Raw genomic sequence first — 21,930 nt, forward strand, 5'->3', positions numbered from 1 at the left:
CTCGCCCGGCCCCGGGCCGGCTCCATGGCCTCGGACTAGAATGATGACGGCCCTGCCCTCGCCGAGGCCCCTCTCCACACCTCAGAAAGCCGGTCTTTTCCGTGTCCTCCGCGTCCAGCGTCCCGCCGCCTCCGCGGCTGCTATGGAGCCGGAACTTCATCCTCTCGGCCGTGACCAACCTGTTCCTGGCCATGGTGTTCTATCTGCTGGTGACGGCGATGGCCCTCTACGCCGTGAACGAGTTCCAGGCGACGGACATGCTGTCCGGTCTGGCGGTCAGTGCCTTCGTCCTGGGCGCCGTGGTGTCCCGCCTGGTCACCGGCCAGGCCATGGAGATCATCGGGCGCAAGAGGGTCCTCGTCACAAGTCTGGTGCTCTTCCTCGTCGCCTCGGCCTTGTACGTGGTGGCCGATGGCCTCGGTCTGTTGATCGCCGTCCGTCTGGTCCACGGGCTGGCGTTCGGCGCGGCCAACACGGTGCTCGCCACCGCGGTCCAGGGCATGATCCCGCCCGCGCGCCGCAGCGAGGGAACCGGCTGGTTCGGCACGTCCACCACGGTGGGCACCGCCCTGGGGCCGTTGCTGGCCTTCCAGCTCACGGACCGGTTCGGTTTCGACTCGCTGTTCTACCTGTGCACGGCCTTCTCCGTCTGCGGCCTGGTGGCCGGCCTGGTGGTGCGGCTGCCGCGGGCTCAGCATCACCAGCAGGTCGCCGGGCCCCCGCGGTTCACCGTGCGGGGCGTGATCTCCTGGAAGGCCCTGCCCGTGTCCCTCGTGATGCTCATGGGCGGGCTGGCCTATTCCGGGGTGCTGGCCTTCCTCAACGGCTACGCCCAGGAACAGGGCATCAGTTCCACGATCGCCAGTGCCTACTTCATGGTCTACGCCGTGGTCCTCGTCCTCTCACGCTTCGTGGTGGGGACCCTGCAGGACCGTCATGGCGACAACGCGGTGGTGTTTCCCCTGCTGGCGTGCTTCGTGGCCGGCATGGCGGTGCTGGCCCTCTGGCCGGCCAACGGCGGGTTCCTGGTGGCCGCCGCCCTGTGCGCGCTCGGCTTCGGGGCCCTGTTGACCTCGCTGCAGTCGGTGGCGGCCACCGTGGTGCCGCCGTTCCAGATCGGCGTGGCCACCTCCACGTACTTCCTCATGCTGGACATCGGCACCGGCGTGGGCCCGGTGCTGCTGGGTGCCCTGCTGCCGGTCACCGGGTTCTCCGGGATGTTCCTGATGCTGTCCGGGTTCCTGCTGCTGACCATGCTGGTCTACTGGTTCGCCCACGGCCGCCGCAGCGCCGGCGGCCCCACAGCACCGAGCGTGCCCCAGTGATCAGCAGCGCCATGATGGCCGCCAGCAGACCCACGTCGGCCGCAATACTGCGGTAGTGCGTGGTGGAGCCGCCGAAAGACTCGTCAGCCCCGGCCGGTGGTGCGGACCATGGCCACGGCCAGGCCGAGCAGGACGGCATAGGCCACGCCGACCAGCACCCAGCCGAGGACGAATCCGCCGGTCAGCTCCACGATCGCGCCCATCCCCACGGGCCCGACGGCGAAGCCCGCGTACATGCCCATGGTGGTGGTCCCGCTGGCCGCGCCGATCCGGGTGGCGTCCACGGCCTGCATGGTCCCCGCATTGACGACCACGTTGGTGCCCAGCACGGTCAACCCGTGCAGGACGACCCCGGCCCAGAACAGGGCGGGCTGGCCCCAGAGGGAGGAGGTGGCCATGCAGGCCATCCCGAGCAGGGCACCGGAGGAGATCAGCAGCAGCAGCGTGCCCGGCCGGCGCCCGGCGCCCAGGGCACGGCCCCAGTAGATGCGGCTGGCCACGCCCACCACGCCGGAGAGCCCGGCGGCGAGGCCGCCGATGAGCAGGCTGTAGCCGTGGTCCCGCACCGCGAAGAGCGGCAGGTACACGTTGGTGGCCTGGGTGCCCATGCCCGAAAAGAAGGCGACGGCGGTGAACAGCCAGACCTGGACCGGCAGGGACGCCGTCGAGCCGGGTCGCCGGCGCCGGAACCGGTCCGCGAGGACAGCACGGACGGCCGACCAGTCCGTGGGGTCCTCCGGCGGGATGTGGCGCAGCGACCACCACAGCAGCGCCAGGACCCCCACGGCGGCGGCGAGCGCAGCACCGGACCAACCGGCCCAGAGTGCCGCGGCCGGGAAGAGCAGCCCGGCCACCAGCTGACTGGCCTGGACCCCGGACTGTTTGACCCCGATCCACCCGGCCCGCTTGATGGCGGGCACCGACGAGTAGATGACGCGGTTGGTGGTCGGATTGGCGATCACCTGCGCCGGGCCGACGAGCACGCAGGCCACGATCAGGGTCCAGTACTGCGGGCCGAGGGCCGAGACCAGCAGCGCCAGCACGGTTCCGCCGTAGTTGAAGACCAGTTGGCTGCGGATGCTGAGCACGTCGGCGAGCCGCCCGATCACCATGGAGGAGACGGCGGCGCTGACGAACAACACCGTCACGAGGAGGCCGAACTGGCCGGCCGAGACCCCGAGCTCCCGGATCAACAGGTCCGAGGTCGCCGAGAGCCCGTAGTTGAGCAGCGGGCCCACACCCATGGCGATGAGCAGCACGGTCAGCAGCGCCGCGCCGGCCTTCGGCACCTCGGGTTCCGGTGCCGGCCTTGACTGGCTCACTCCATTCCTCGATTCCCTAGAGCTGTGGAAAACGCCTCGGCGGCCTGCTGGAGCTGGTCGATGAGGACTGACAGCCCGGCGTCCGGCAGCCGCTCCGTGGGGGCCACGACGGCCAGGCCGGCCACGGTGCGCCCGGTGAGATCCCGCAGTGGCACCGCGATGGCGGAGATCCCCTCCGTGCTCTCGCCGCGGGACACCGCGTAACCGGCCAGTCGGATTCTAGCCAGCATCCCCGCCAGGTCCGGCACGGTGTCCACGGTGTGGTCCGTCAACTTCTTCAGACCGCCACCGAACATACCGGCGACGTCGGCCGGGGCCAGGTCCGCCAGCATCACCCGGCCTCCGGCCGTGCCGTACGCCGGCATCCGGGCACCGATGCGAGGAGAGGCGCGGAGAACGTGGGTGGACTCGATCCCGTCGACGAACTCGACCTCGGAACGGACCAGCACGGACAGGGAGACCGACTCCCCCGTGGCCGCGGCCAGGGACTCCATGGGCCGGTGGGCAGCCCGCCGGATCTCCCGGTTCTCCACCACCCCACCGGCCAGGGAGAGCAGGGCGGCGCCCGGCCGGTAGACGCGGCTGTAGGGATCCTGGACCACATAGCCCCGCGAGGCCAGCGTCCCCAGGAGGCGGTGGGCGCTGGACGGGGCGATGCCGAGGTCCTCCGCGATCTCCCGCACGCGGACGCCGCCCTCCGCCATGACGCGGTCCACCACGGTCAGCGCATGGACCACGGACCTGATCTCCGTCATCGCCTTCTCCTCGTCCCTGGGCGCACATTGTTCGCTACAGCAGAACATTTAATCTAGTCGTTCCGCCTAGCGCTCCTGCATCCTACGCTTCTGGAAACACCGACGTCATCCACAGCAACTGGGACAGCCAAATCAGCACGAGCAAGGAGCCCGCATGAGAACCACCGTGAGGACGAGGACGAGCACCCGGAGCCGCAGCCGGTGGCTGGCACCGTTGCTGGCAGCACCCCTGCTGCTGACCGCCTGCGGCGATGGCGGTACCTCAGGCCAGGAGTCCGGCACCGGGTCGCCGGCCGAGGGCACCGCCACCGGAACGGGCGGGGCCGAGGGCGCCACGGAGGTCCGGGTGGCGGACACCGCCGGCATGCCCTCGGCCTTCCTGCAGTACGGGGTGAACGAGGGCTACTTCGAGGCGGAGGGCCTGGACGTCACGGTCGATGTCAGCATCGGCGGTGCCGCAGCCGTGCCGGCCGTGGTCAACGGAGAGACCCAGTTCGCCGGCTCGAACACCGTCAGTGCCATCCTGGCCGCCAGCAAGGGCCTTCCCATCACCATCGTCGCCGCCGGCACCCGCACCATGGAGGATCCCGGGGACGATTTCGCCCGCATCATGGCCTCCACGTCCAGCGGGGTCGAGGAGGCCGAAGACCTGGAGGGCGCCACCATCGCCGTCAACACGCTGGAGAACATCAACGACGTGGTCATCATGACGTTGATGGAGGACGCCGGCGCTGACCGCACCCAGGTCCAGTTCGCCGAGATGGGATTCTCGGACATGCTCCCGGCCCTGGCCAATGGACAGGTCGACGCGGCCCTGCTGATCGAACCATTCGTCACCATGGCCGTGGACCAGGGCGCCACCGAGGTCGCCAGCCCCTACGCCGAATCCCGTCCGAACATGATGGTGGGCACCTACATGACCTCGGAGGAGTACGTCGCCGAGAACCCGGAGACGGTGGAGGCGTTCCAGCGGGGCATCAGCGCCACCGGACAGGCCATCGCCGAGGATCCGGATGCCTTCCGCGAGGCGCTGCCGGACGTCACCACGATCGAGTCCGACCTCGCCGACCAGATCCACCTGCCCGCCTGGGACGCCTCGGTGGATCTGGAGACCCTGCAGTTCCTCAACGAGCGCATGGTCCGGTACGGGCTGATCGACGAGGAGATCAGCGTCGAGGACATCGTCACCGCGCCCACCGACTGAGCCGTCCCTTCCACCCCCCTGAGAGAACCGAGGACACCCGCACATGACCAGTGACACGACCGCCAGCCCCGCGCCCCGCCCCTACCGGCGCATCGCCACGGAGGAGGCCTGGGCCCCGCCGGAGATGTTCGACCTGTTCCGGGGGATCCTCGGCGACCACCCGGAGGACGATCCGGGGTTCATGAGCCTCATGGGCTACTACGTCCTCAACGACGGAGACCGTCCGCGGTTCATCCGCGAGCGCATGACGGACACCGAGGGGGTGCGCCTGCAGGAGATGGACGCGGCCGGCGTCGACCATCAGATTCTGTCCCTGACCGCCCCGGGCACCAATCCGCTGCCGCCGGTGCAGGCGACCGACCTGGCCCGGTTGTCCAATGACCAGCTCGGCGAGATCGTCCGGAACCGGCCCGACCGTTTCTCCGGGCTGGCCGCCGTGCCCTTCAGCGCAGCCGACGCCGGCGCCGCCGAGCTCGAGCGGGCCGTCACGCGACTGGGCCTGAAGGGCGCCATCCTGAACTCCCACGTGCGGGACCGGTACACGGACACGGACGAGTTCCTGCCCTTCTACGAGGCCGCCGAGGCGCTCGGGGTGCCGGTCTACCTGCACCCCAATGCCCCCTCAGCCAGCCTGTTCAAGCCGCTGCATGACCGAGGCCTGGACGGATCGATGTACGGCTTCGGGGTGGAGACCGGCCTACACCTGATGAGACTGGTGGTCTCCGGGGTGTTCGAGCGCTTCCCGAACCTGACCATGGTGGTCGGCCACCTCGGCGAGGCCGTCCCGTTCTGGCTGAACCGGATCGACTACATGTACGGCAAGCAGGTGGCCACGGGCCGTTACCCGCATGTGAAGCCGTTGCCGTTGAAGCCCTCCGAGTACATCCGCCGCAATGTCTGGATCACCACGAGCGGCATGCCCTGGCAGGACGAGGTGATGTTCGTGCGCACGATGGTCGGCGCCGACCGGGTCATGTACGCCATGGACTACCCGTACCAATACGAGCCCTCCGAGGTGGCCCTGCAGGACGAGCTGCCGATCTCGGCGGAGGAGAAGTTCGAGTTCTTCGAGGGCATCGCCACCCGGGTGTTCAACCTGGACCTCGGTTCCTGACTCGCACACGCTTTGAGTCGAGTTTGGGTGGGTCTTTTCGCCCGGCACCCACCCCAACTCGACTGAAAGTAGGGCGGCAGGCTCAGGAACCGAGTTTCGAGCGCACGGCGGCGAGCGCCGCCGTCGCCGCGGTCCACAGGGTGGGTTCCGGCACGGGGACGAACCGGGGCGAGTGATTGACGGGCGCGGTCCCGGCGTCCACCGCCTGGGCGTCGAATCCCCCGAAGAACCAGAAGACGCTGGGCACCCCCAGGGCACCGGGCAGGGCCCCGAAGTCCTCCGAGCCCATCTTGGGCTCACCGTCCTTGACGTTCTCGGCACCCAGGGCGCCCCGCAGGGCCTCGGCGAGCGACGCCGTCGCGTCCAGGTCATTGAAGTTCCGGGGGAAGCGGTAGAGCTCCTCGATCACCGGCTCGGGTGCCCCGGAGGCCTGCGCCTCGGCGGAGATGATGCGCCGGAGGGCGGCCAGCACCGTGGTGCGCACCTCCTCGTCCATGGTGCGCACGTTGAGGGTGAACTCGGCGGAGTCCGGGATGATGTTCTCCTTGAGCCCGGCGTGGAAGGTGCCGACCGTCACCACCGCGGACTCACGGGCGGAGATCTCCCGGGAGACGATTCCCTGCAGCCGCGTGACGATGTGGGCGCCGAGCACGATGGGGTCGATCGAGTCCTGCGGTTGGGAACCGTGGGACTGCTCCCCGCGCAGGGTGACCTTCCAGGAGTCCGCATAGGCCATGGCGGGTCCGGCGACGACCTCGACCGTTCCGGCCAGGCCCGGCATGACGTGCTGGCCGAAGATGACCTCCGGGTGCGGGGCGCGGTCCCAGAGGCCATCCTCCACCATCGCCTGGGCGCCGGCCGCCGTCTCCTCACCCGGCTGGAAGATCAGCACGACGGTCCCGGACCAAGTCTCACGCCGGGCCACCAGCATCTCCGTGGCGGTCATCAGCGCGGCCACGTGGGTGTCATGGCCGCAGCCGTGCATCACCGGCACCTCGGTGCCGTCGGCCAGGACGCCACGGGCGGTGCTGCGGTAGTCGACCGTGGAGTCCTCCAGGATCGGCAACCCGTCCGTGTCCGCCCGGAACCCGACGACGGGCCCCGCACCGTTGCGCAGCACGCCCACCACGCCGGTGCCACCGCAGCGGAAGTGCTCGATGCCCAGCGTGTCCAAGTGTCCTTCGATGAACTCCGCGGTGGCGTGCTCCTGCATGGACAGCTCCGGGTTCGCGTGCAGGTGCCGGTAGAAGCTCAGCATGCGCTCGCGCAGCTCGGCAGGAATCTCCGGGTAGTCGTTGGCGGACGGATCGAGAGGGGTCTGGGAGTGCACGGTGGCCTTTCGGAGTGGGACGGAGAGGGGACGGAGAAGGGACTGCGTCGAACGGGAGTGGTCAGGTGGACTCGGGCCGTGCAGGCTCGGCCGCTACCGGCTCGGCGGGCTCACGCTTGCGGACGAACCAGACGAGCACGAGCGTGGCGATGACGGCGATCGCGGTGGCTGCCATTCCCAGGGCGGGCACCAGGGGAACCAGCACGAACTGCACCAGGGCGGCCACGACGGCGGCGACCACGGTGGCCCGGACCTGTTTCAGGGAGACGATGGCCTGGACGATGACCGCGCCCAGCACGGCCGGCAGCACGTAGATGCGAACCACGTCCGCAACGCTCTCGGGGATGACGCTGATGAGCCACGTACCGAGAATGCCCACGAACACGAGCAGGGAGAGCAGGTGCACGAAGGCGGCCCCGCAGATGGCCATGACGGCCGCGAGGCCGCCGCGGTGTGAACCGGGTTTGGCGTTGATCGAGTCCTGGGCGACGAGGGCGGAGGGCAGCAGCTTGTTCGAGATGTTGCCGATCATGAAGGCCTGATACATCGAAGCGGGGCCCAGGATCGGGAAGTAGGTGATCGGCTCGATGATCCAGAGGACGAAGAAGGTGCCGGCGACGGCGGCGAAGGCAGTGAACAGCGCGGAGGCGGTCACACCGAGGTCCGCGAAGAAAACCAGGTAGAGCGGGCCGGCCAGCGAGAAGACCAGTCCGATCAGCATGGTCAACCGGCCCCAGCGCGAGGTGGTGGCGTCGAACTCGGCCATACTTCCCGATGGCGCGGTGGAGGTGGCACTGGAGGAGGGGGTGGTGGATGGTGCAGTCATGAGGACTCCTGGCGATGGCGGAAAGTCAAGGGGGGGGTGAGGCGGGGGGCTCAGGCGGCGGGGGCGAGTCCGGCGGACTGGGCGAAATAGGCAGCGGTGAGGCCGAGCAGGATGGCGATGCCGAGTCCCCATTCACGCAGCCACCGCATCCCGGGCAGCCGCGCCAGCAACAGGCACACTCCCATCACGAGAGCCGAGGCGGCCAGGGTGATGACGTGCACGGAGCTCTTGGGCACCTCCGCGAACCCGAGAGAGAGAAAGGCGCCGAGCAAGGCCGCCGCGGGAACCACGGTCATGAGGGCCGGGTTCACCTTGGCCATGCGATGTTCACCCCTCTTCAACAACGGGGTGAGGATCAGGGTGGCGAGCATCCACATGGCCCCGCCCAGACTCATGGCGAAGAACATGATGGCGAACGCCTGCTGGTCGTAGGACGGGCCGCCCAATTCCGCGCCGACGGTTCCGACGGCGATGCTGGCCGCGGCGGTCTCATACTGCACCGATCCGATCAGGCCGATGCGGACCAGGGTGGCCGGGGTGCCGAAGAGGGCCAGCACGGCGACCGCCACCAGCGCCACCGCCAGCGAGGGACCGATTGCGGCGATGGCCCCGGTGCGGAACGAGGTCTTCAGCTCCTGCTGGCTCATGCCGGCGGCCGGAGCCGCCTTGCGCGCGGCCAACATGTAGATGACCGATTGAGCACCGATGACCAGGAAGACGCCGAGGGCGCAGATCCAGAGCACGGGCATGTTGGCCAGCGCCAGGACATTGTTCGGATCAGAGGCCGGAGCGGCGTCCGTGGTGGCTGCAGCGAACATGGGGATCCTTTGATTCGTGAGGTCGGATCCAGCTCGAGGTCCGGAATCCGATTGGTGCAATTCGTCGCTATCATTGTGGTGTGCTCAACATCACTTCGAGATCAATCGCAGGAAATTTACATCTCACGGCAGATTTCACGAGATGATGAACCGACCCGTCGAACCCTTGGATGAGGGCGATCTCCCCTTGGTTCATGCCCTGCAGATCGGGCCACGGTTGCCCTGGACGGTGCTGGGCGAGATCCTCGACCAGCACCCGACCTCGCTGGCCGCCCGGTGGCGCCGCCTCGAAGACAGCGGTTCGGCGTGGATTACCGCGCATCCGCTGGGACACCCGGACCAGATGGCCCTGTCTTTCCATGACGTACGGTGCCGCCCCGGCCACCGGCGGGCGGTCGCAGCGGCGATCGGGCGGATTCCGGAGGTGTTCTCGGTGGAGGAGTGCCACCGGGACCGGGATTTCATGCTGACCGTCATCACCCCGGACCCGGCCCAGCTCACGGACGTCGTCTATCCGCAGCTCGAGGACATCCCTCAGCTGTCCGGATATGAGTCGACCTTCTGCACCCGTCTGCACCGCACCGCCACCGACTGGGAGCTCGACGCCCTGAATCCCGGTCAGCGGCGGGACCTCCGTGCGGCCGTCGGACCGCCGCCGGCCCCGACTGCCCATGCCGATCCCCTGCTGCCGTCACTCGGCCCCATCGCGCGGATCCTCGGCCGCAATGGGCGGGCCTCAGCCGCCCAGGTGGCCGCGGCCTCCGGCTTGCACCCTGCCACGGCGCGACGACGGCTGCAGCGGGTGTTGAGCTCCGGCATCCTGAGCTTTCGCTGCGACGTCTCACACCGGGCCGCAGGGTACCCCGTCATGTGTCAGTGGTTCGCCCGGCTGCCGGCCGCCGACCACGATGCGGCCGCCGCCGAACTGGCGCGGCTCGGGGCCCTGCGCATCTGCGCCTCGACCACGGGGCGCTCGAACTTCATGTTCATGACATGGCACCGCGCGGCCACGGACATCATGGCCATGGAGCGGCGGGCTTCAGAGAAGCTGCCCCGACTGGAGATCCGGGAGACCGTCATCATCTCCAACATCCCCAAACGTGCCGGGTGGCACCTGGACACCGACGGTCGGCGCCAGGAGGACTTCGTCGAGGTGGGGCACCACTGGCAGTGATGCGACTGGTCAGCAGACCGCCCAGAGATCGATGATCACCCGGTCCGGTTCGCGCCGGCCGGAGCCGATGACCACCGTGGACTCCAGCCAGGACCAGGTCTCGCCGGCCACCTCGAACCGGGGCGCGCAGCGGAAGTAGATCCGTTCGGCGGGCACCCGTTCTCCGCGGGCGAGGGCGGCGATGTCCTCGGCCGAGCCCGTGCGGTAGGCGGCATTCATGACGTAGAGCCGGTCGCCGTCGTCCGTCTCGATGACGTACCGCGCATCCAGGTCCGAGGCTGTGTCCGACTGGATGAGCTGGAAGTCCGCCCCGCCGGGCAGGATGTGACCGTTCAGCCCGGGCCCGGTCACGGTGCCGCCGGAGATCGGGATGACGCGGCGCAGTCCCCGGTGGGTCCGCCCGACCTCCACAGGATCGGCCACGTCCACCGCCACGGTGGCCAGGAACTCGAGTCGGGGCGGGGTGGGGCCGGCGGCCGCGTCAGGGCGACCAGCGCTGGCGGCAGAGGACGGTGCCGGGGTGGGGGCAGCAGAGGTCTGGGGCATGACCACCACGCTAGGGCCGGCTCCCCGCGGACGCCATGCACATCCTCCGTGCATCGGATGCACGGCGAATTCCGTTGAGATCGCCAACGGTCAGGGGCACCATGAGGTGTTATGGATCACAGCACTGTTTCCCCGTCCCGCGCCTCGGGTGGCCCCTCCCCGGACCCCGCCGCCGTCTCCTCCCGTGGCTCCGCCCGGGCCACCAGCCCGGCCACCAGCCCGGCGACCACCGCCGGGTCCGCGGCGCAGCGCGCCGGCCGGCCCCGGGACCTCGTCGCCGTCAACATCGGCAATGCCCTGGAGTGGTTCGACTGGAACATCTACGCGATCTTCGCCCCGTTCTTCGCCGCCCAGTTCTTCCGCGCCGAGGATCCGGTCTCCAGTCTGCTCTCCACGCTGGCCGTCTTCGCGGTCGGCTTCCTCATGCGCCCGGTGGGCGGGTGGCTGTTCGGCCGGCTGGCGGATGACAAGGGAAGGAAGTTCAGCCTGACCCTGGCCATCCTGCTCGCCTCCTTCGGCTCCCTGCTGATCGCCGTGGCCCCGACCTTCGACGCGATCGGCGTGTGGGCCGGCGTCGTCCTTCTGGTGGCCCGGCTGGTCCAGGGTTTGTCCCATGGCGGCGAGACCGGCAGTGCGTTCACCTACCTGGCCGAGATCGCCCCGCAGGACAAGCGCGGCTTCTGGGCCTCCACCCCGTGGCTCGGCGTGGGCGTGGGCACCATGCTCGCCACCGGCGTCGGCGTGCTGCTGACCGCCCTGCTCACCGAGGCGCAGATGGCCGAGTTCGGCTGGCGCATCCCCTTCGCCGTCGCGGCCCTCCTGGGGGTCTACGCCCTCTACATCCGCAAGACCATGAACGAGTCCGAGGTGCACACCGAGCGCAAGGAGCGGGACGAGCGCGAGGGGGCGGACTCCCCGTCCCTGCGAGAGGTCCTCTCCGAACTCGGCCGCGAGTGGAAGCCGCTGCTGCAGATCGTCGGCCTGACGATCTCCGGCGTGGTGGCCTTCTACACCTGGTTCATCTTCGCCCCCGGCTACGCCTCCCGCGAGTTCGGCATGGATCCCAACGCCTCCCTGGTGGCCGGCCTGTGCGGCCAGGCCGTGTTCCTGGTGGCCATCCCGGTGATGGGCAGGCTCTCCGACCGCTTCGGGCGCAAACCGGTGCTGATGGTCTTCGCGGCCGGCTTCGCGCTCGTGGCCTTCCCCCTGGAATGGATGCTCGGCCCGAGCCCGTTCATGCTCTTCCTGGCCATGGCCGCCGGCTCCGTGCTGCTGGCCGCGAACTGCGCCCCGCTCGGCGCCGTCTTCGCCGAACTGGTCCCGACCAAGCTGCGGGCCACCCTGATCGGCGTCGGTTACGCCACCTCCGGGGCGATCTTCGGCGGCACGGCACCCTACCTGAACACCTGGTTGTCCAGCATCGGGATGCACGGGCTGTTCGTGGGCTACATGATCCTGCTCTGCCTGGTTAGCGTGGTGGTCATCATCAAGATGCCGGAGACCGCCCGCCGCGACCTCCGCTGAACCCGCCGGCACCGGTCCGGCAGGAAGACGGGGACGGTTGCGACTGACACTGCGCCAACTCGAACACTTCTGCGCTGTGGCCAGGACCGGCAGCATCAGCGCCGCGGCCGCCCAGCTGAGGGTGTCCAGGACCTCCGTCACGGAGGCCCTGGATACCCTCGAACGCGTCTCCGGCACCGTGCTGTGCCGCCGCAGCAAGGCCGAGGGCGTGGTGCTCACCGCCTCCGGAGAGGACTTCTTCATCCGCGCCCGCTCGGTGCTGGACCAGGCCCTCGACCTCGAGGTGCCCGACGGCGCCCGGCAGCTCGGCGGGACCCTCGCCATCGGCTGTTTCCGGTCCCTGGCCCCCACCGTCCTGCCCGCGCTGTGGTCCGAGTTCGCCGCACGGCATCCCGGCGTCACCGTCTCCGTGACCACCGGGAACCGGGCCGAGCTGGTGGAACAGCTCTCCCTCGGCATCCTGGACGTGGTGTTGGCGTACAACCTCCATGCCCTGCCCGGATTGGGCTCCGCCGCCCTCTACGACACGACGATGTACGCCCTCCTGCCGGCCGACCACCGCTTCGCCGAGCGGGGACGGGCTCCCCTGGCCGACCTGGCGGCGGAGCCCCTGCTGCTCATGGACGTCTCCCCCAGTTCCGACGACATCCTCTCCTACTTCGCCCACCACGGCGCGGCACCGAACGTGCGGATGAAGTCCCCGGACTTCGAGCTCATCCGGTCCCTGGTGGCCCGCGGGCTGGGCTATTCGATCTTCATCCAGCGGCCCCGGCAGGACGTCTCCTACGAGGGCCTGCCGGTGGCCTGCGTTCCCCTGGACCCCGAGCCCCACCTGGAACGGGCGTCCATCGCCTGGTCGGAACGGCGGCGACTGCCCGCCCCGGCCCGGAGCTTCGTGGACCTGGCCATCACCCTGGGTCCGCAGGTCGCGCCGGTGACGTGATGACGAGGCCGATCAGGACCCCAACCGGCCCTCCGGCCGGGGCTCGTTGCTGACCACGGGGGTGGAGCCGGTGTCCGAGCCGGAGCGCCGCGGCCGCGCGCCGTCGATGTCCTTCTCGTCGGCGTTCCGCTCGGGCCGGCGGCCCTTGGAACGCGGTTCGCCCTCGCCCTCGCTCTGCCCCTCGCCGCTGCGATCACCGGCCGAGTCTGTCCCCGTGCCTCTGCCCGCGCTGGCGGAACCGGTCGCACCGGCGGAACCGGCCGGCGTCGGGACTGGGCGCCCGTCACCGGAGCGCAGGGAGGCCCGCAGGTCCCCGACGGACATCGCGGAGGTCTGCACGTCCAGCTCATCACGCCACTGCGGATCCGGCTCGGTCAGGTAGCCGACGGGGGCGTGCTCACCGAAGTGGTCGGCGTCCGCCTCACGCCAATCGGCCGCCCAGCCACGCGGCGGCTCGTTGAGCAGTTCGTCCTCCCGCAGCCAGTGGTAGATGGAGGCGTAGGAGCGGGTGTTGAGGTGGTCCACGCGGCGGCGCAGCATGCGGGTGTTCAGCTGGGACGGGTGGTTCAGGCCCATCGACGCCATGATCTGCACGGCCTCACGGACGGTGAGCTTCTGGTAGTTGTGCACGCGCTTGGACTTGTCCTCCACGTCCAGTGCCCGGGCGAGCCGCGGGTCCTGCGTGGCCACGCCCACGGGGCAGTGGTTCGTGTGGCACTTCTGGGCCTGGATGCAGCCGGTGGCCATCATCATGGCGCGGGCGGACATGGTGAAGTCGGCCCCCTGGATCAGCCGTTTGACGATGTCCGATCCGGTGGCGACCTTGCCGGCGGCGCCCAGCTTGATCATGTGCCGGAGCCCCGTGCCGACCAGGGCGTTGTGCACCAGCATCAGTCCCTCGGTCAGCGGGGTGCCCACGTGGTCGGAGTACTCCAGCGGGGCCGCGCCGGTGCCGCCTTCGGAACCGTCCACGATGATGTAGTCCGGGGCGGTCCGCTCCTCCCAGATGGCCTTGCACATGGCCAGGACATCCGTGCGCGAACCCACGCAGAACTTGATGCCGATCGGCTTGCCGCCCGAGAGTTCGCGCAGCCGGCCGATGAAGCGGACCATCTCCCGGGGCGTGGTGAAGGACGAGTGGGAGGCCGGGGAGATGCAGTCGACGCCGACCGGCACCTCCCGCGCCTCGGCGATCTCCGGGGTGACCTTGGGCCCGGGCAGGACCCCGCCGAGCCCGGGCTTGGCCCCCTGGGAGAGCTTGATGGTGATGCCCTTGACCTCAGGCAGGGTGGCCTTCTCCGCGAAGCTCACCGGGTTGAACCGGCCGTCCTCGGTGCGGCAGCCGAAGTAGCCGGAGCCGATCTCCCAGAACAGGTCCGCGCCGTTGCCGCGGTGGTACTTCGTCAGCCCTCCCTCTCCGGTCTCGTGGATGAACCCGCCCAGGCCGGCCCCCTTGTTCATGGCCACCACCGCGTTCTTGGACAGTGATCCGAAGGACATGGAGGAGATGTTCATCAGGGACAGGTCGTAGGGCTGGCGGCAGTCAGGGCCACCGATCCGCACGGTGGGAATCTTCTCCGGCGGCGCCACGGGGGCCGTGGAGTGCAGGAGGAATTCGTAGCCGATCCGACCCGTGTCCCGCTCGGTGCCGAAGGCCTTGTGGTCGTCCGCGCCCTTGGACCGCGAGTACACGATCGAGCGGGTGTCCCGGTCGAAAGGCTTGCCGTCGAAGTTCCGCTCGATGAAGTACTGCTGGATCTCCGGACGGATCGACTCCAGCAGGTACCGCATGTGCCCGAGCACCGGAAAGTTCCGCAGGATCGCGTGCCGCTTCTGCGTCAGGTCCCAGATGGCCAGCCCCACCAGCAGCAGGGCGACCAGCCCGAGGAAGATCCACGCCCAGAACCCGACCAGGTAGGCGATGACCAGGATGAGGACGAGCGTGGTGAGCCCGCCGATGATGAGGAGGCGGTTGTTCATGCCTCCCATCCTGCACCCGCGGAAGGCAGAACGCACGACGGCGGCGCGTGGCCTCCCGCGTTCAGGTCACCAGAGGTGTGGGGCCGGCTTCCGGGAACCCGGGAGGGCGACGTTGGTGCGCCACTCGTGCAGCCACTCAGGCAACTCGAGCCCGGCAGGCTTCGGCTGGCCGAGCTCCTCGGAGACCGTTGCCAGGATCTCCTCATTGGACACCGGGCCGTCGGGGCCGACAAGCCGGGTGGCCACATGGGCCCTGACGTAGACCTCGCCGTCCACCACAAAGCGCTGCTCGAACCAGATGGACTTGTCATCCAAGCCGATGATCCGGGTCTCCACGGTGTAGCGCTGCCAGAGGTTCACCGACTTCCGGAAGGCGATCTGCTCGGCCTGCACCACCGGTGACCACTTCTTCTTCCGCATCAGGTCCCAGACACCGGCACGGACCATCAGATCGAAGCGGCCCAGGTCCATGAGGGAGAAGTACATCCCGTTGTTGACGTGCACCGCGATGTCCACGTCGGTCGGCAGCGCCCTCAGCGGCAACGAGGAACTGTCCCAGAGGCCCAGCTTGGGGCGACGCCGCGAGGTGATGAGCAACAACAGGGTACGGAAGATCAGGTGCATGCCCCCCATGATGTCACGGGAAGTTACCCTCGGGTAATGAGTCCCGCGACGGCCCGGACCGGTCAGCGGTGCGCAGCCGGCCGTGTGGGCCGGCCGCATCCTCGGCTTCGGGGAGTACGAGTACCGGTACGAGAGTGGGCATGGTGGCCTCACTCCGCTGCTGGAGCGTTCGCTGGCCGAGACCCTCTCAGAGGAGGTCCTGATTACGCGAAGGCGCTGAACCCGGTGAGATCGCGGCCGATCAGCAGCGCCTGCACGGATTCCGTGCCCTCGTACGTATGGATCGCCTCGATGTCCGCCTGATGGCGGATGACGCCGTTCTCCAGCAGGATGCCGTTGCCGCCGAGCATGTCCCGGGCCTCGGCGGCGATCAGACGTGCGGTGCGCGTGTTGTGGTATTTGGCCAGGGACGCCTGGGTGGGCCGCAGAATGCCCTCGGACTCCAGGTGTGCCAGGTTCACGCAGTACATCTGCATGGCCACCAGATGGGAGAGCAGCCGCGTGAGCTTCTCCTGGACCATCTGGTGCTGGGCCAGTTTCTTGCCGAACTGCACCCGCTGTTGCGAATAGGCCAACGCGGACTCGAAGCAGGCCGTGGCGTGGCCGAGCGCGGACCATGCCACGCCGGCGCGGGTGGCATAAAGCACCCTGGAGGTGTCCTTGAACGAGTGGGCGCCGGGAAGCAGGGCCTCAGCGGGCAACTCCACGTCATCCAGGTGGATCAGGGCCTGGTCGATGGCGCGCAGCGCGCCCTTGCCGGCGATCACCTGGGCCTGATAGCCGGGGGTCTCCTGCGGGACGAGGAAGCAGCGGACCGCACCATGGTCGTCGCTCCCCTCGGAGTTCACGCGCGCCCAGACGAAGGTCACGCCGCCCGATGCCCCGTTGCCGATCCACTTCTTGGCCCCGCGCAGCACCCAACCGGCCTGGGTGCGGGTGGCCCGGGTGACCAAGCCCGAGGAGTCCGAACCGTGGTCCGGCTCGGTCAGCGCGAAGGACCCGAGCACCTCCCCCGCGGCGATGCGCTGCACGTACCGTTCCTGCTGTACCTGGCTGCCGAAGTACACGAGGGTGCGCAGGGCGAGCCCTCCCTGGACCGCCAGCACGGTGCCCAGGGAGCCGTCCACGCGGGAGAGCTCCATGTTGACCAGGCCAGTGGCCAGCGGGGAGAACTGTTCCAGGTCCGGGTGGGTCAGCCCGTCGTTGAAAAGCTGGTGCCGCCCGAGGCTGGTGGCCGCCTCGATCGGGTATTCGTGGCGGTTCCAGCCCTCTGCCATCTGATCGGCGATGGCGGCGGCGGCCGTCCGCGCCCGCTCCCAGATCTCGCGGTCCCCTGCGGGGATGGTCCGGAAGGCGCCGTAGTAGTCGATGTCCAGCGGGCTGGTCACGTCATAGGCCGGTTCGGTGGCGCCCGGGAACGGCGATCCGCCAGTGTCGGACGCACGCGCCGCGCGGGCGGGGATCTCAGTCATCATCTCAGCATAGATGGGACTGCGTGTCATGGCCAGTGGAACTCAATTCCGAGGGGACAGGCGGTGACAGATCACGGCGAGTTCGACTCCAGGGCCTGGCGGACCCGGCGCAGCACCTCGCCCGAGGGCATCGTCGTGGGGAAGCTCGCGACCACCACCTGGCCGGGGGCGGGGGTGGGGTCCGGAACGCGGCCCGAGCCGGCGGTGAGGTCCGCGCCCGCTGCCGGGCCGGCGTCGTCCGCGGGGTGCGACGCCCGTCCCCGGCCGGCATCCGACTCGGCGTCCGCCGGGGAACCGACCCCGAAACGCAGTCGAACCATGGCCAGCGCCCGGTCCAGCGCCTGGGCGTACCGCTCCGTGACCCGCGCGGACGTGGTCCTGTCACCGTCGCCATCGCTGCGGACGGCCTGGCGCAGAAAGTGGTTGTGGGTGGCGGTGACGAGGGCGGCGAACCCGATCGCGTCCACGGGCTCGAGGCCGGGCACGGTCCGGCGCAGATGCCCGGAGAAGAGCTGCTCGTAGCGGCGTTCGGTGACGATCTCGCGATCACGCAGGGCCTGCACCCCGCCGACCACGGCGTAGCGGCGGCGAGCCAGCTCCAGGTCCTCGGACAGGTGCGCGAAGACCCGCTCCGAGGCGGCGCACACGGTGGTCCAAGGATCGCTCGGCTGCTCGTCCATCCACGCACCGAGTTCCTCGATCAACGGCGGATGGTCCGCGAAGACCGCGTCCTCCTTGCCGCCGACCTGCCGGAAGTACGTGGAACGGGACAGCCCGGCCGCGCGGGCCAGGTCATCCACGCTGGTGGCCTCGAAGCCCCGCTCACTGAACAGTTCCACGGCGGCCTCGACCACCAGGGATCGGACCTCGACGGAGCGGGACGGCGCAGGTTCCAGAGTCATGCCCTCGACTCTATCCAGCCCCGCGCCACCCTCTCCCTCTTGCTCTCCCTCTCGCACCAGAACTGGAGGTTGCCGAGCAGGTGCCAGGAGTGGGTCAGGAGCGGGTCAGAGCAGGTGGTCGGTGAGGTGGTCCGGGGTGCCGAAACGGTGGGCCGTGATCGAGATGGCCTGCTCGTGCACGAAGGGCAGCAGTTCCACGTCGCCGGCCGAGACCACGGGATTCGCGTAGACGGCCACGTCCGGCGATCCGCCGAGAGCTTCATGCAGGGCCAGCACTGCCGCGCGGGACGCCTCAGCCCCTGCCGCAGCTCCGGTCCCGGCGCGGGACCCGGCACGCACTCCGGACGCGGTCCAGTCCAGCACCAGGCGGATCCGCGGGTCCCCGCCGGAGGGCGCGGACGGCGGCAACTGGGTCAGCTGCGCGGCCCGGGCGTGGAACGCCGCGGTGCCCTCCACCAGCACCTCCATCTGCGGCTCGCCGGCCAACACCTGCGCGACGCCGGCTGGCAGCCCCTCGGCCACGCTCACCGTGAGCGGCGCCCCGGCCCGGCGGCCGGCCAGGATCGCGCGCAGCAGGTGCACCAGCGGGCCGGACTCCCAGCGGATGGTCACGGGGACCGGACGGTGGCGCAGCACGTTGCGCTCCGCCATGAGTCCGGAGATGTCCGTGGCCACGCCGAAGCACTCGGTCCACGCCTGCTCGTCCAGGGCGGCGGCACGGGCCAGCCAGGCGCGGTCCTCTGCGTCCAGGCCGGCGGCGTCGGCCAGGCTCTGGACAGCACCTGCCGAGGCGCGGTCCGCTTCGACCCACATCGATCCTGCCGAGCCACTCTGATTATTGCTGTGGCTGGGCACGATGGCTGTGGCCGGAGTAGCAGCCGAGGCGCGGCCGGCGTCGCCGGTGTTCTCCTGCGGCGCACCGGCGAGCGGGGCGTCCGTCCAGGATCCCAGGCCGTGCAGGTAGTGCGGGCCACCGGCTTTGGTTCCGGCACCGACGGCCGAGCGCTTCCAGCCACCGAAAGGCTGGCGGCGGACGATCGCGCCGGTGATGCCGCGGTTGACGTAGAGGTTGCCGGCATTCACCGTCTCCAACCAGGTCCCGATCTCGTCCGGGTCCAGCGAGTGGATTCCGGAGGTCAGGCCGTAGTCCACGGCGTTGACGAGCTCGATGGCGTCCTCCAGCGTCTCGGCCGTCATCACGCCGAGCACGGGCCCGAAGTACTCGGTCAGGTGCGCGTCCGAGCCCGCGCGGACCCCGGCGCGGATGCCGGGGCTCCACAGCCGCCCCGTCTCATCCAGCTGGCGTGGTTCCAGCGCCCAGGTCTCTCCGGTGCCCAACTCGGTCAACCCCCGCTGCAGCTTCTCTCCCGGGACCTCGATCACGGGCCCCATCTGCGAGCGCGGGTCCTCCGGGTAGCCCACGGTCAGGGAGTTCGCGGCGTCCACCAGCTGGCGGTGGAAACGCGGGGAGGTGGCCACGGAGCCGACCAGGATCACCAGGGAGGACGCCGAGCACTTCTGCCCGGCATGGCCGAACGCGGAGGTCACCACGTCCTTGGCGGCCAAGTCCAGGTCGGCGCTCGGGGTCACGATGACCGCGTTCTTGCCGGAGGTCTCGGCGAGCAGCGGCAGGTCCGGACGGAAGGAACGGAACAGCTTCGCCGTCTCGTAGCCGCCGGTCAGGATGACCCGTTCCACGTCCGGGTGCGCGATGAGTCCCTCCCCGATTTCGGCCTCCCGCTCCGGGTCGATGCTGATGAAGCTCACCAGGTCCGAGGCGAGCGCACCGGCCTCGTCGGCACTGATGCCGTCCAGTGCGGTGAGCCCGGCCATGAGGCCCGCACGGATGGATTCGAAGACGACGGCCCCGGTCCGGACCGACTGCGGGGCCGGCTTGAACACCACCGGGGACCCGGAGGCCAGTCCGGCGAGCACGCCGCCCGTCGGGATGGCGACGGGGAAGTTCCACGGCGGAATGACGAGCACCAGCTTGGACGGGTGGAACTGCGCCCCGGGCACCTCGTCGAGCCCGCGGGCGAGCCGGCCGTAGTACCGCGCGAAGTCAATGGCCTCGGAGACCTCCGGATCACCTTGGTCCAGGGTCTTGCCGGTCTCGGCGGCCGCCACCTCGAGCAGGTCCGCGCGGTGCGCCTCGAGGGAATCGGCCACGGCACCCAGCACGCGCTCCCGCTCGGCCCCGGTCAGGCTCGCCCACGCCTCGCCTGCCGCCACGGCCTTCCCGACGGCGGCCTGCACCTGATCCGGTGAGGTCACCGTGGCGGCAGCCACGGTCTCCGTACCGAGCGTGGAGCCCGGGATGCCGGCGGTGATGGACCGGCCCCACTCGCGATTCGCCGCCAGGGAGGGGTCGGTGTCCGGGGTGTTGGCGAAGCCGTCCACCGGCTCCGGGACCGGGCCGCGGGCCACGTCGAGATCCGAGGCCTGCCGGTTCTGGGTGCGGGCCGGCGTCGGGATGGCGGTGTCCAGGTCCTCGAGCGAGGCCTCGAAGCGGTCCTGCTCACGGGCGAAGAGCGCCGGGTCCGTGTCCAGTTCGAAGACGGCGGACATGAAGTTCTCCTGGCTGGCCCCCTCCTCGAGGCGGCGGATCAGGTAGGAGATGGCCACGTCGAACTCGTGCGGGTGGACCACCGGGGTGTAGAGCAGCAGCGAGCCGACGTCCTGGCGGACGGCCTCGGTCTGGCCGGTGGCCATGCCCAGCAGCATCTCGAACTCGACGTCCGGGCTGCGGCCGCCCTGCTCCCACTGCGTGGTGAGCCCGCGTTCCTGCACCAGCAGCCAGGACAGGGCGATGTCGAAGAGGTTGTGCCCGGCCACCCCGATCCGCACGTTGCGGGCGTGCTCGGGCGTGAGGGCGTAGTTCAGTACGCGCTTGTAGTTGGTGTCCGCGGCCTGCTTGGAGGGCACGGTGGCGGCGGGCCAGCCGGTGACGGAGGCCTGGACCTGCTCCATGGGCAGGTTGGCGCCCTTGACCACGCGGACCTTGAGCGGGGCACCGCCGGCGGCCACGCGGCGGGCGGCGAACTCCTGCAGGCGGATCATGGCGTCGAGAGCGTCCGGCAGGTAGGCCTGCAACACGATCCCGGCCTCGAGATCGTGGAGCGCGGGGGTGTCCATCAGGCGCATGAACACGGCCAGGGTCATGTCCAGGTCGTGATACTCCTCCATGTCCAGGTTGATGAACGTGGGGCCGGTGCCGGTGGTGCCGGTGGTGCCTCCGGTGCCGGCTTGGGAGGCGGCGAGCTCGTAGAGCGGCAGGAGGTGGGCGGTGACCTCCTCGACCGCCTCGTTGAACGCCCAGGCGCTGTGCGGGGCGGTGGCTGCGGAGACCTTGACGGAGACGTAGTCCACGTCATCCCGCTCGATCAGAGTGCGGATGCCGTCCATGCGGCGGCCGGCCTCCCGCTGGCCGAGGATCGCCTCGCCGAGCAGGTTGATGTTGAGGCGAATGCCCTCCGTCTTCAGCTTGGCGATGGCCGGGCCGAGCTTGGCGTCCGTGGCGTCCACGATCAAGTGGGAGACCAGCTCGCGCAGGACCTTGCGGGCCGCCGGCACGGCGATCGGGGCCACAGCGGGGGCCAGCCGCCCGCCCAGGATCATGGCCGACTTCATGTACCAGGGCAGGAAACCGGGCGTCTGGGGTGCCAGGTCCGCGAGCGCCTCCGCGGCGATCCGATGGTCCTCGGGACGCACCACCCGGTCTACGAAGCCCACCGTGAAGTCCAGTCCCGCCGGGTCCTTCAGCACGCCCGCCAACTGCTTGGCCGAGAAGTTCGAGGGATGCTTCCGCGCCTCCCGGAGCCAGGTCCGCACCTGCTCGACGGCGGCCGGGGCCAGCGCGCGCAACTCCTCGGGGTCCGAGATGGCCTCGTTGTGCTGGTGGGCCTGCCGGGTGTGGGTGACCGGGTTCTCCGGGTTCGCCGGGTTCACGGGCTGGGCGGAGTGATCAACGGGGTGGGTCGTCATGCTGTCATTGTTCTCCCTCATACTATGCGTGACTAGCGAACGTTTCCGCAGAGTATTGTTCGGTTGATCCGAACTATTGAGCGTGGC

General features: G+C 69.7%; 17 protein-coding genes. 6 read left to right on the top strand and 11 right to left on the bottom strand.

Going from position 1 to position 21,930, the window contains the following annotated elements; all coding sequences use genetic code 11:
- Nucleotides 1-170: 170 nt before the first annotated feature.
- The gene (locus RUH65_RS00820) at nt 171-1,325 is read left to right on the top strand and encodes an MFS transporter (protein WP_313815269.1); all 1,155 of its coding nucleotides are present in this window, start codon (nt 171-173) and stop codon (nt 1,323-1,325) included.
- Nucleotides 1,326-1,408: 83 nt separating this feature from the next.
- Here the strand turns inward: RUH65_RS00820 and RUH65_RS00825 are convergent, their stop codons facing one another.
- Complete coding sequence (locus RUH65_RS00825) at nt 1,409-2,647, bottom strand: MFS transporter (protein WP_313815270.1); 1,239 nt, start codon at nt 2,645-2,647, stop codon at nt 1,409-1,411.
- The gene (locus RUH65_RS00830) at nt 2,644-3,402 is read right to left on the bottom strand and encodes an IclR family transcriptional regulator (RefSeq protein ID WP_313815271.1); all 759 of its coding nucleotides are present in this window, start codon (nt 3,400-3,402) and stop codon (nt 2,644-2,646) included. Before RUH65_RS00830 ends, RUH65_RS00825 begins: the two co-directional genes overlap by 4 nt.
- Before the next feature lie 154 nt (nt 3,403-3,556).
- Between RUH65_RS00830 and RUH65_RS00835 the strand changes: the two genes are divergently transcribed.
- Nucleotides 3,557-4,606: an ABC transporter substrate-binding protein gene (locus RUH65_RS00835; RefSeq protein WP_313815272.1), complete on the top strand. Its 1,050-nt coding sequence runs from the start codon at nt 3,557-3,559 to the stop codon at nt 4,604-4,606.
- Between the two features lie 43 nt (nt 4,607-4,649).
- A complete protein-coding gene (locus RUH65_RS00840) occupies nt 4,650-5,720 on the top strand; it encodes an amidohydrolase family protein (protein WP_313815274.1) in 1,071 nt (356 codons plus the stop codon).
- Nucleotides 5,721-5,802: 82 nt separating this feature from the next.
- Here the strand turns inward: RUH65_RS00840 and RUH65_RS00845 are convergent, their stop codons facing one another.
- The 3 genes from RUH65_RS00845 to RUH65_RS00855 form a co-directional block, all read right to left on the bottom strand.
- A complete protein-coding gene (locus RUH65_RS00845) occupies nt 5,803-6,978 on the bottom strand; it encodes an amidohydrolase (RefSeq protein ID WP_313815326.1) in 1,176 nt (391 codons plus the stop codon).
- Nucleotides 6,979-7,111: 133 nt separating this feature from the next.
- On the bottom strand, nt 7,112-7,876 hold the full coding sequence (locus RUH65_RS00850; protein WP_313815275.1) for a hypothetical protein: 765 nt from the start codon (nt 7,874-7,876) through the stop codon (nt 7,112-7,114).
- Between the two features lie 50 nt (nt 7,877-7,926).
- Nucleotides 7,927-8,694: a DUF5058 family protein gene (locus RUH65_RS00855; RefSeq protein ID WP_313815276.1), complete on the bottom strand. Its 768-nt coding sequence runs from the start codon at nt 8,692-8,694 to the stop codon at nt 7,927-7,929.
- A 142-nt stretch (nt 8,695-8,836) separates the two neighbouring features.
- On the opposite strand from RUH65_RS00855, the gene RUH65_RS00860 reads away from it, so the two are divergent.
- Nucleotides 8,837-9,868, top strand: a complete 1,032-nt coding sequence (locus RUH65_RS00860; protein ID WP_313815278.1) for an Lrp/AsnC family transcriptional regulator — start codon at nt 8,837-8,839, stop codon at nt 9,866-9,868.
- A 9-nt stretch (nt 9,869-9,877) separates the two neighbouring features.
- On the opposite strand, the gene RUH65_RS00865 is transcribed toward RUH65_RS00860, so the two are convergent.
- A complete protein-coding gene (locus RUH65_RS00865) occupies nt 9,878-10,414 on the bottom strand; it encodes a DUF3237 domain-containing protein (protein ID WP_313815279.1) in 537 nt (178 codons plus the stop codon).
- 111 nt (nt 10,415-10,525) lie between these two features.
- Here RUH65_RS00865 and RUH65_RS00870 point away from each other — a divergent pair, with 111 nt between their 5' ends.
- Nucleotides 10,526-11,938: an MFS transporter gene (locus RUH65_RS00870; RefSeq protein WP_313815280.1), complete on the top strand. Its 1,413-nt coding sequence runs from the start codon at nt 10,526-10,528 to the stop codon at nt 11,936-11,938.
- A gap of 37 nt (nt 11,939-11,975) precedes the next feature.
- Nucleotides 11,976-12,881, top strand: coding sequence for a LysR substrate-binding domain-containing protein (locus RUH65_RS00875; RefSeq protein WP_313815281.1), 906 nt, complete (start codon nt 11,976-11,978; stop codon nt 12,879-12,881).
- A gap of 12 nt (nt 12,882-12,893) precedes the next feature.
- Here RUH65_RS00875 and RUH65_RS00880 read toward each other — a convergent pair whose 3' ends face one another.
- The 5 genes from RUH65_RS00880 to RUH65_RS00900 form a co-directional block, all read right to left on the bottom strand.
- A complete protein-coding gene (locus tag RUH65_RS00880; protein WP_313815282.1) occupies nt 12,894-14,861 on the bottom strand; it encodes an FMN-binding glutamate synthase family protein in 1,968 nt (655 codons plus the stop codon).
- Between the two features lie 66 nt (nt 14,862-14,927).
- Nucleotides 14,928-15,485 carry an acyl-CoA thioesterase gene (locus RUH65_RS00885; protein ID WP_313815284.1) on the bottom strand — a complete coding sequence of 186 codons (558 nt, stop codon included), beginning with the start codon at nt 15,483-15,485 and terminating at the stop codon, nt 14,928-14,930.
- 203 nt (nt 15,486-15,688) lie between these two features.
- Complete coding sequence (locus RUH65_RS00890) at nt 15,689-16,957, bottom strand: acyl-CoA dehydrogenase family protein (RefSeq protein WP_313815285.1); 1,269 nt, start codon at nt 16,955-16,957, stop codon at nt 15,689-15,691.
- A gap of 71 nt (nt 16,958-17,028) precedes the next feature.
- Complete coding sequence (locus RUH65_RS00895; protein ID WP_313815286.1) at nt 17,029-17,859, bottom strand: TetR/AcrR family transcriptional regulator; 831 nt, start codon at nt 17,857-17,859, stop codon at nt 17,029-17,031.
- Nucleotides 17,860-17,964: 105 nt separating this feature from the next.
- Nucleotides 17,965-21,843: a bifunctional proline dehydrogenase/L-glutamate gamma-semialdehyde dehydrogenase gene (locus RUH65_RS00900; protein ID WP_313815287.1), complete on the bottom strand. Its 3,879-nt coding sequence runs from the start codon at nt 21,841-21,843 to the stop codon at nt 17,965-17,967.
- Between the last annotated feature and the right edge of the window lie 87 nt (nt 21,844-21,930).

The organism is Citricoccus sp. (genome assembly GCF_032154715.1).
In the GTDB taxonomy this organism is placed as follows: Bacteria; Actinomycetota; Actinomycetes; order Actinomycetales; family Micrococcaceae; genus Citricoccus.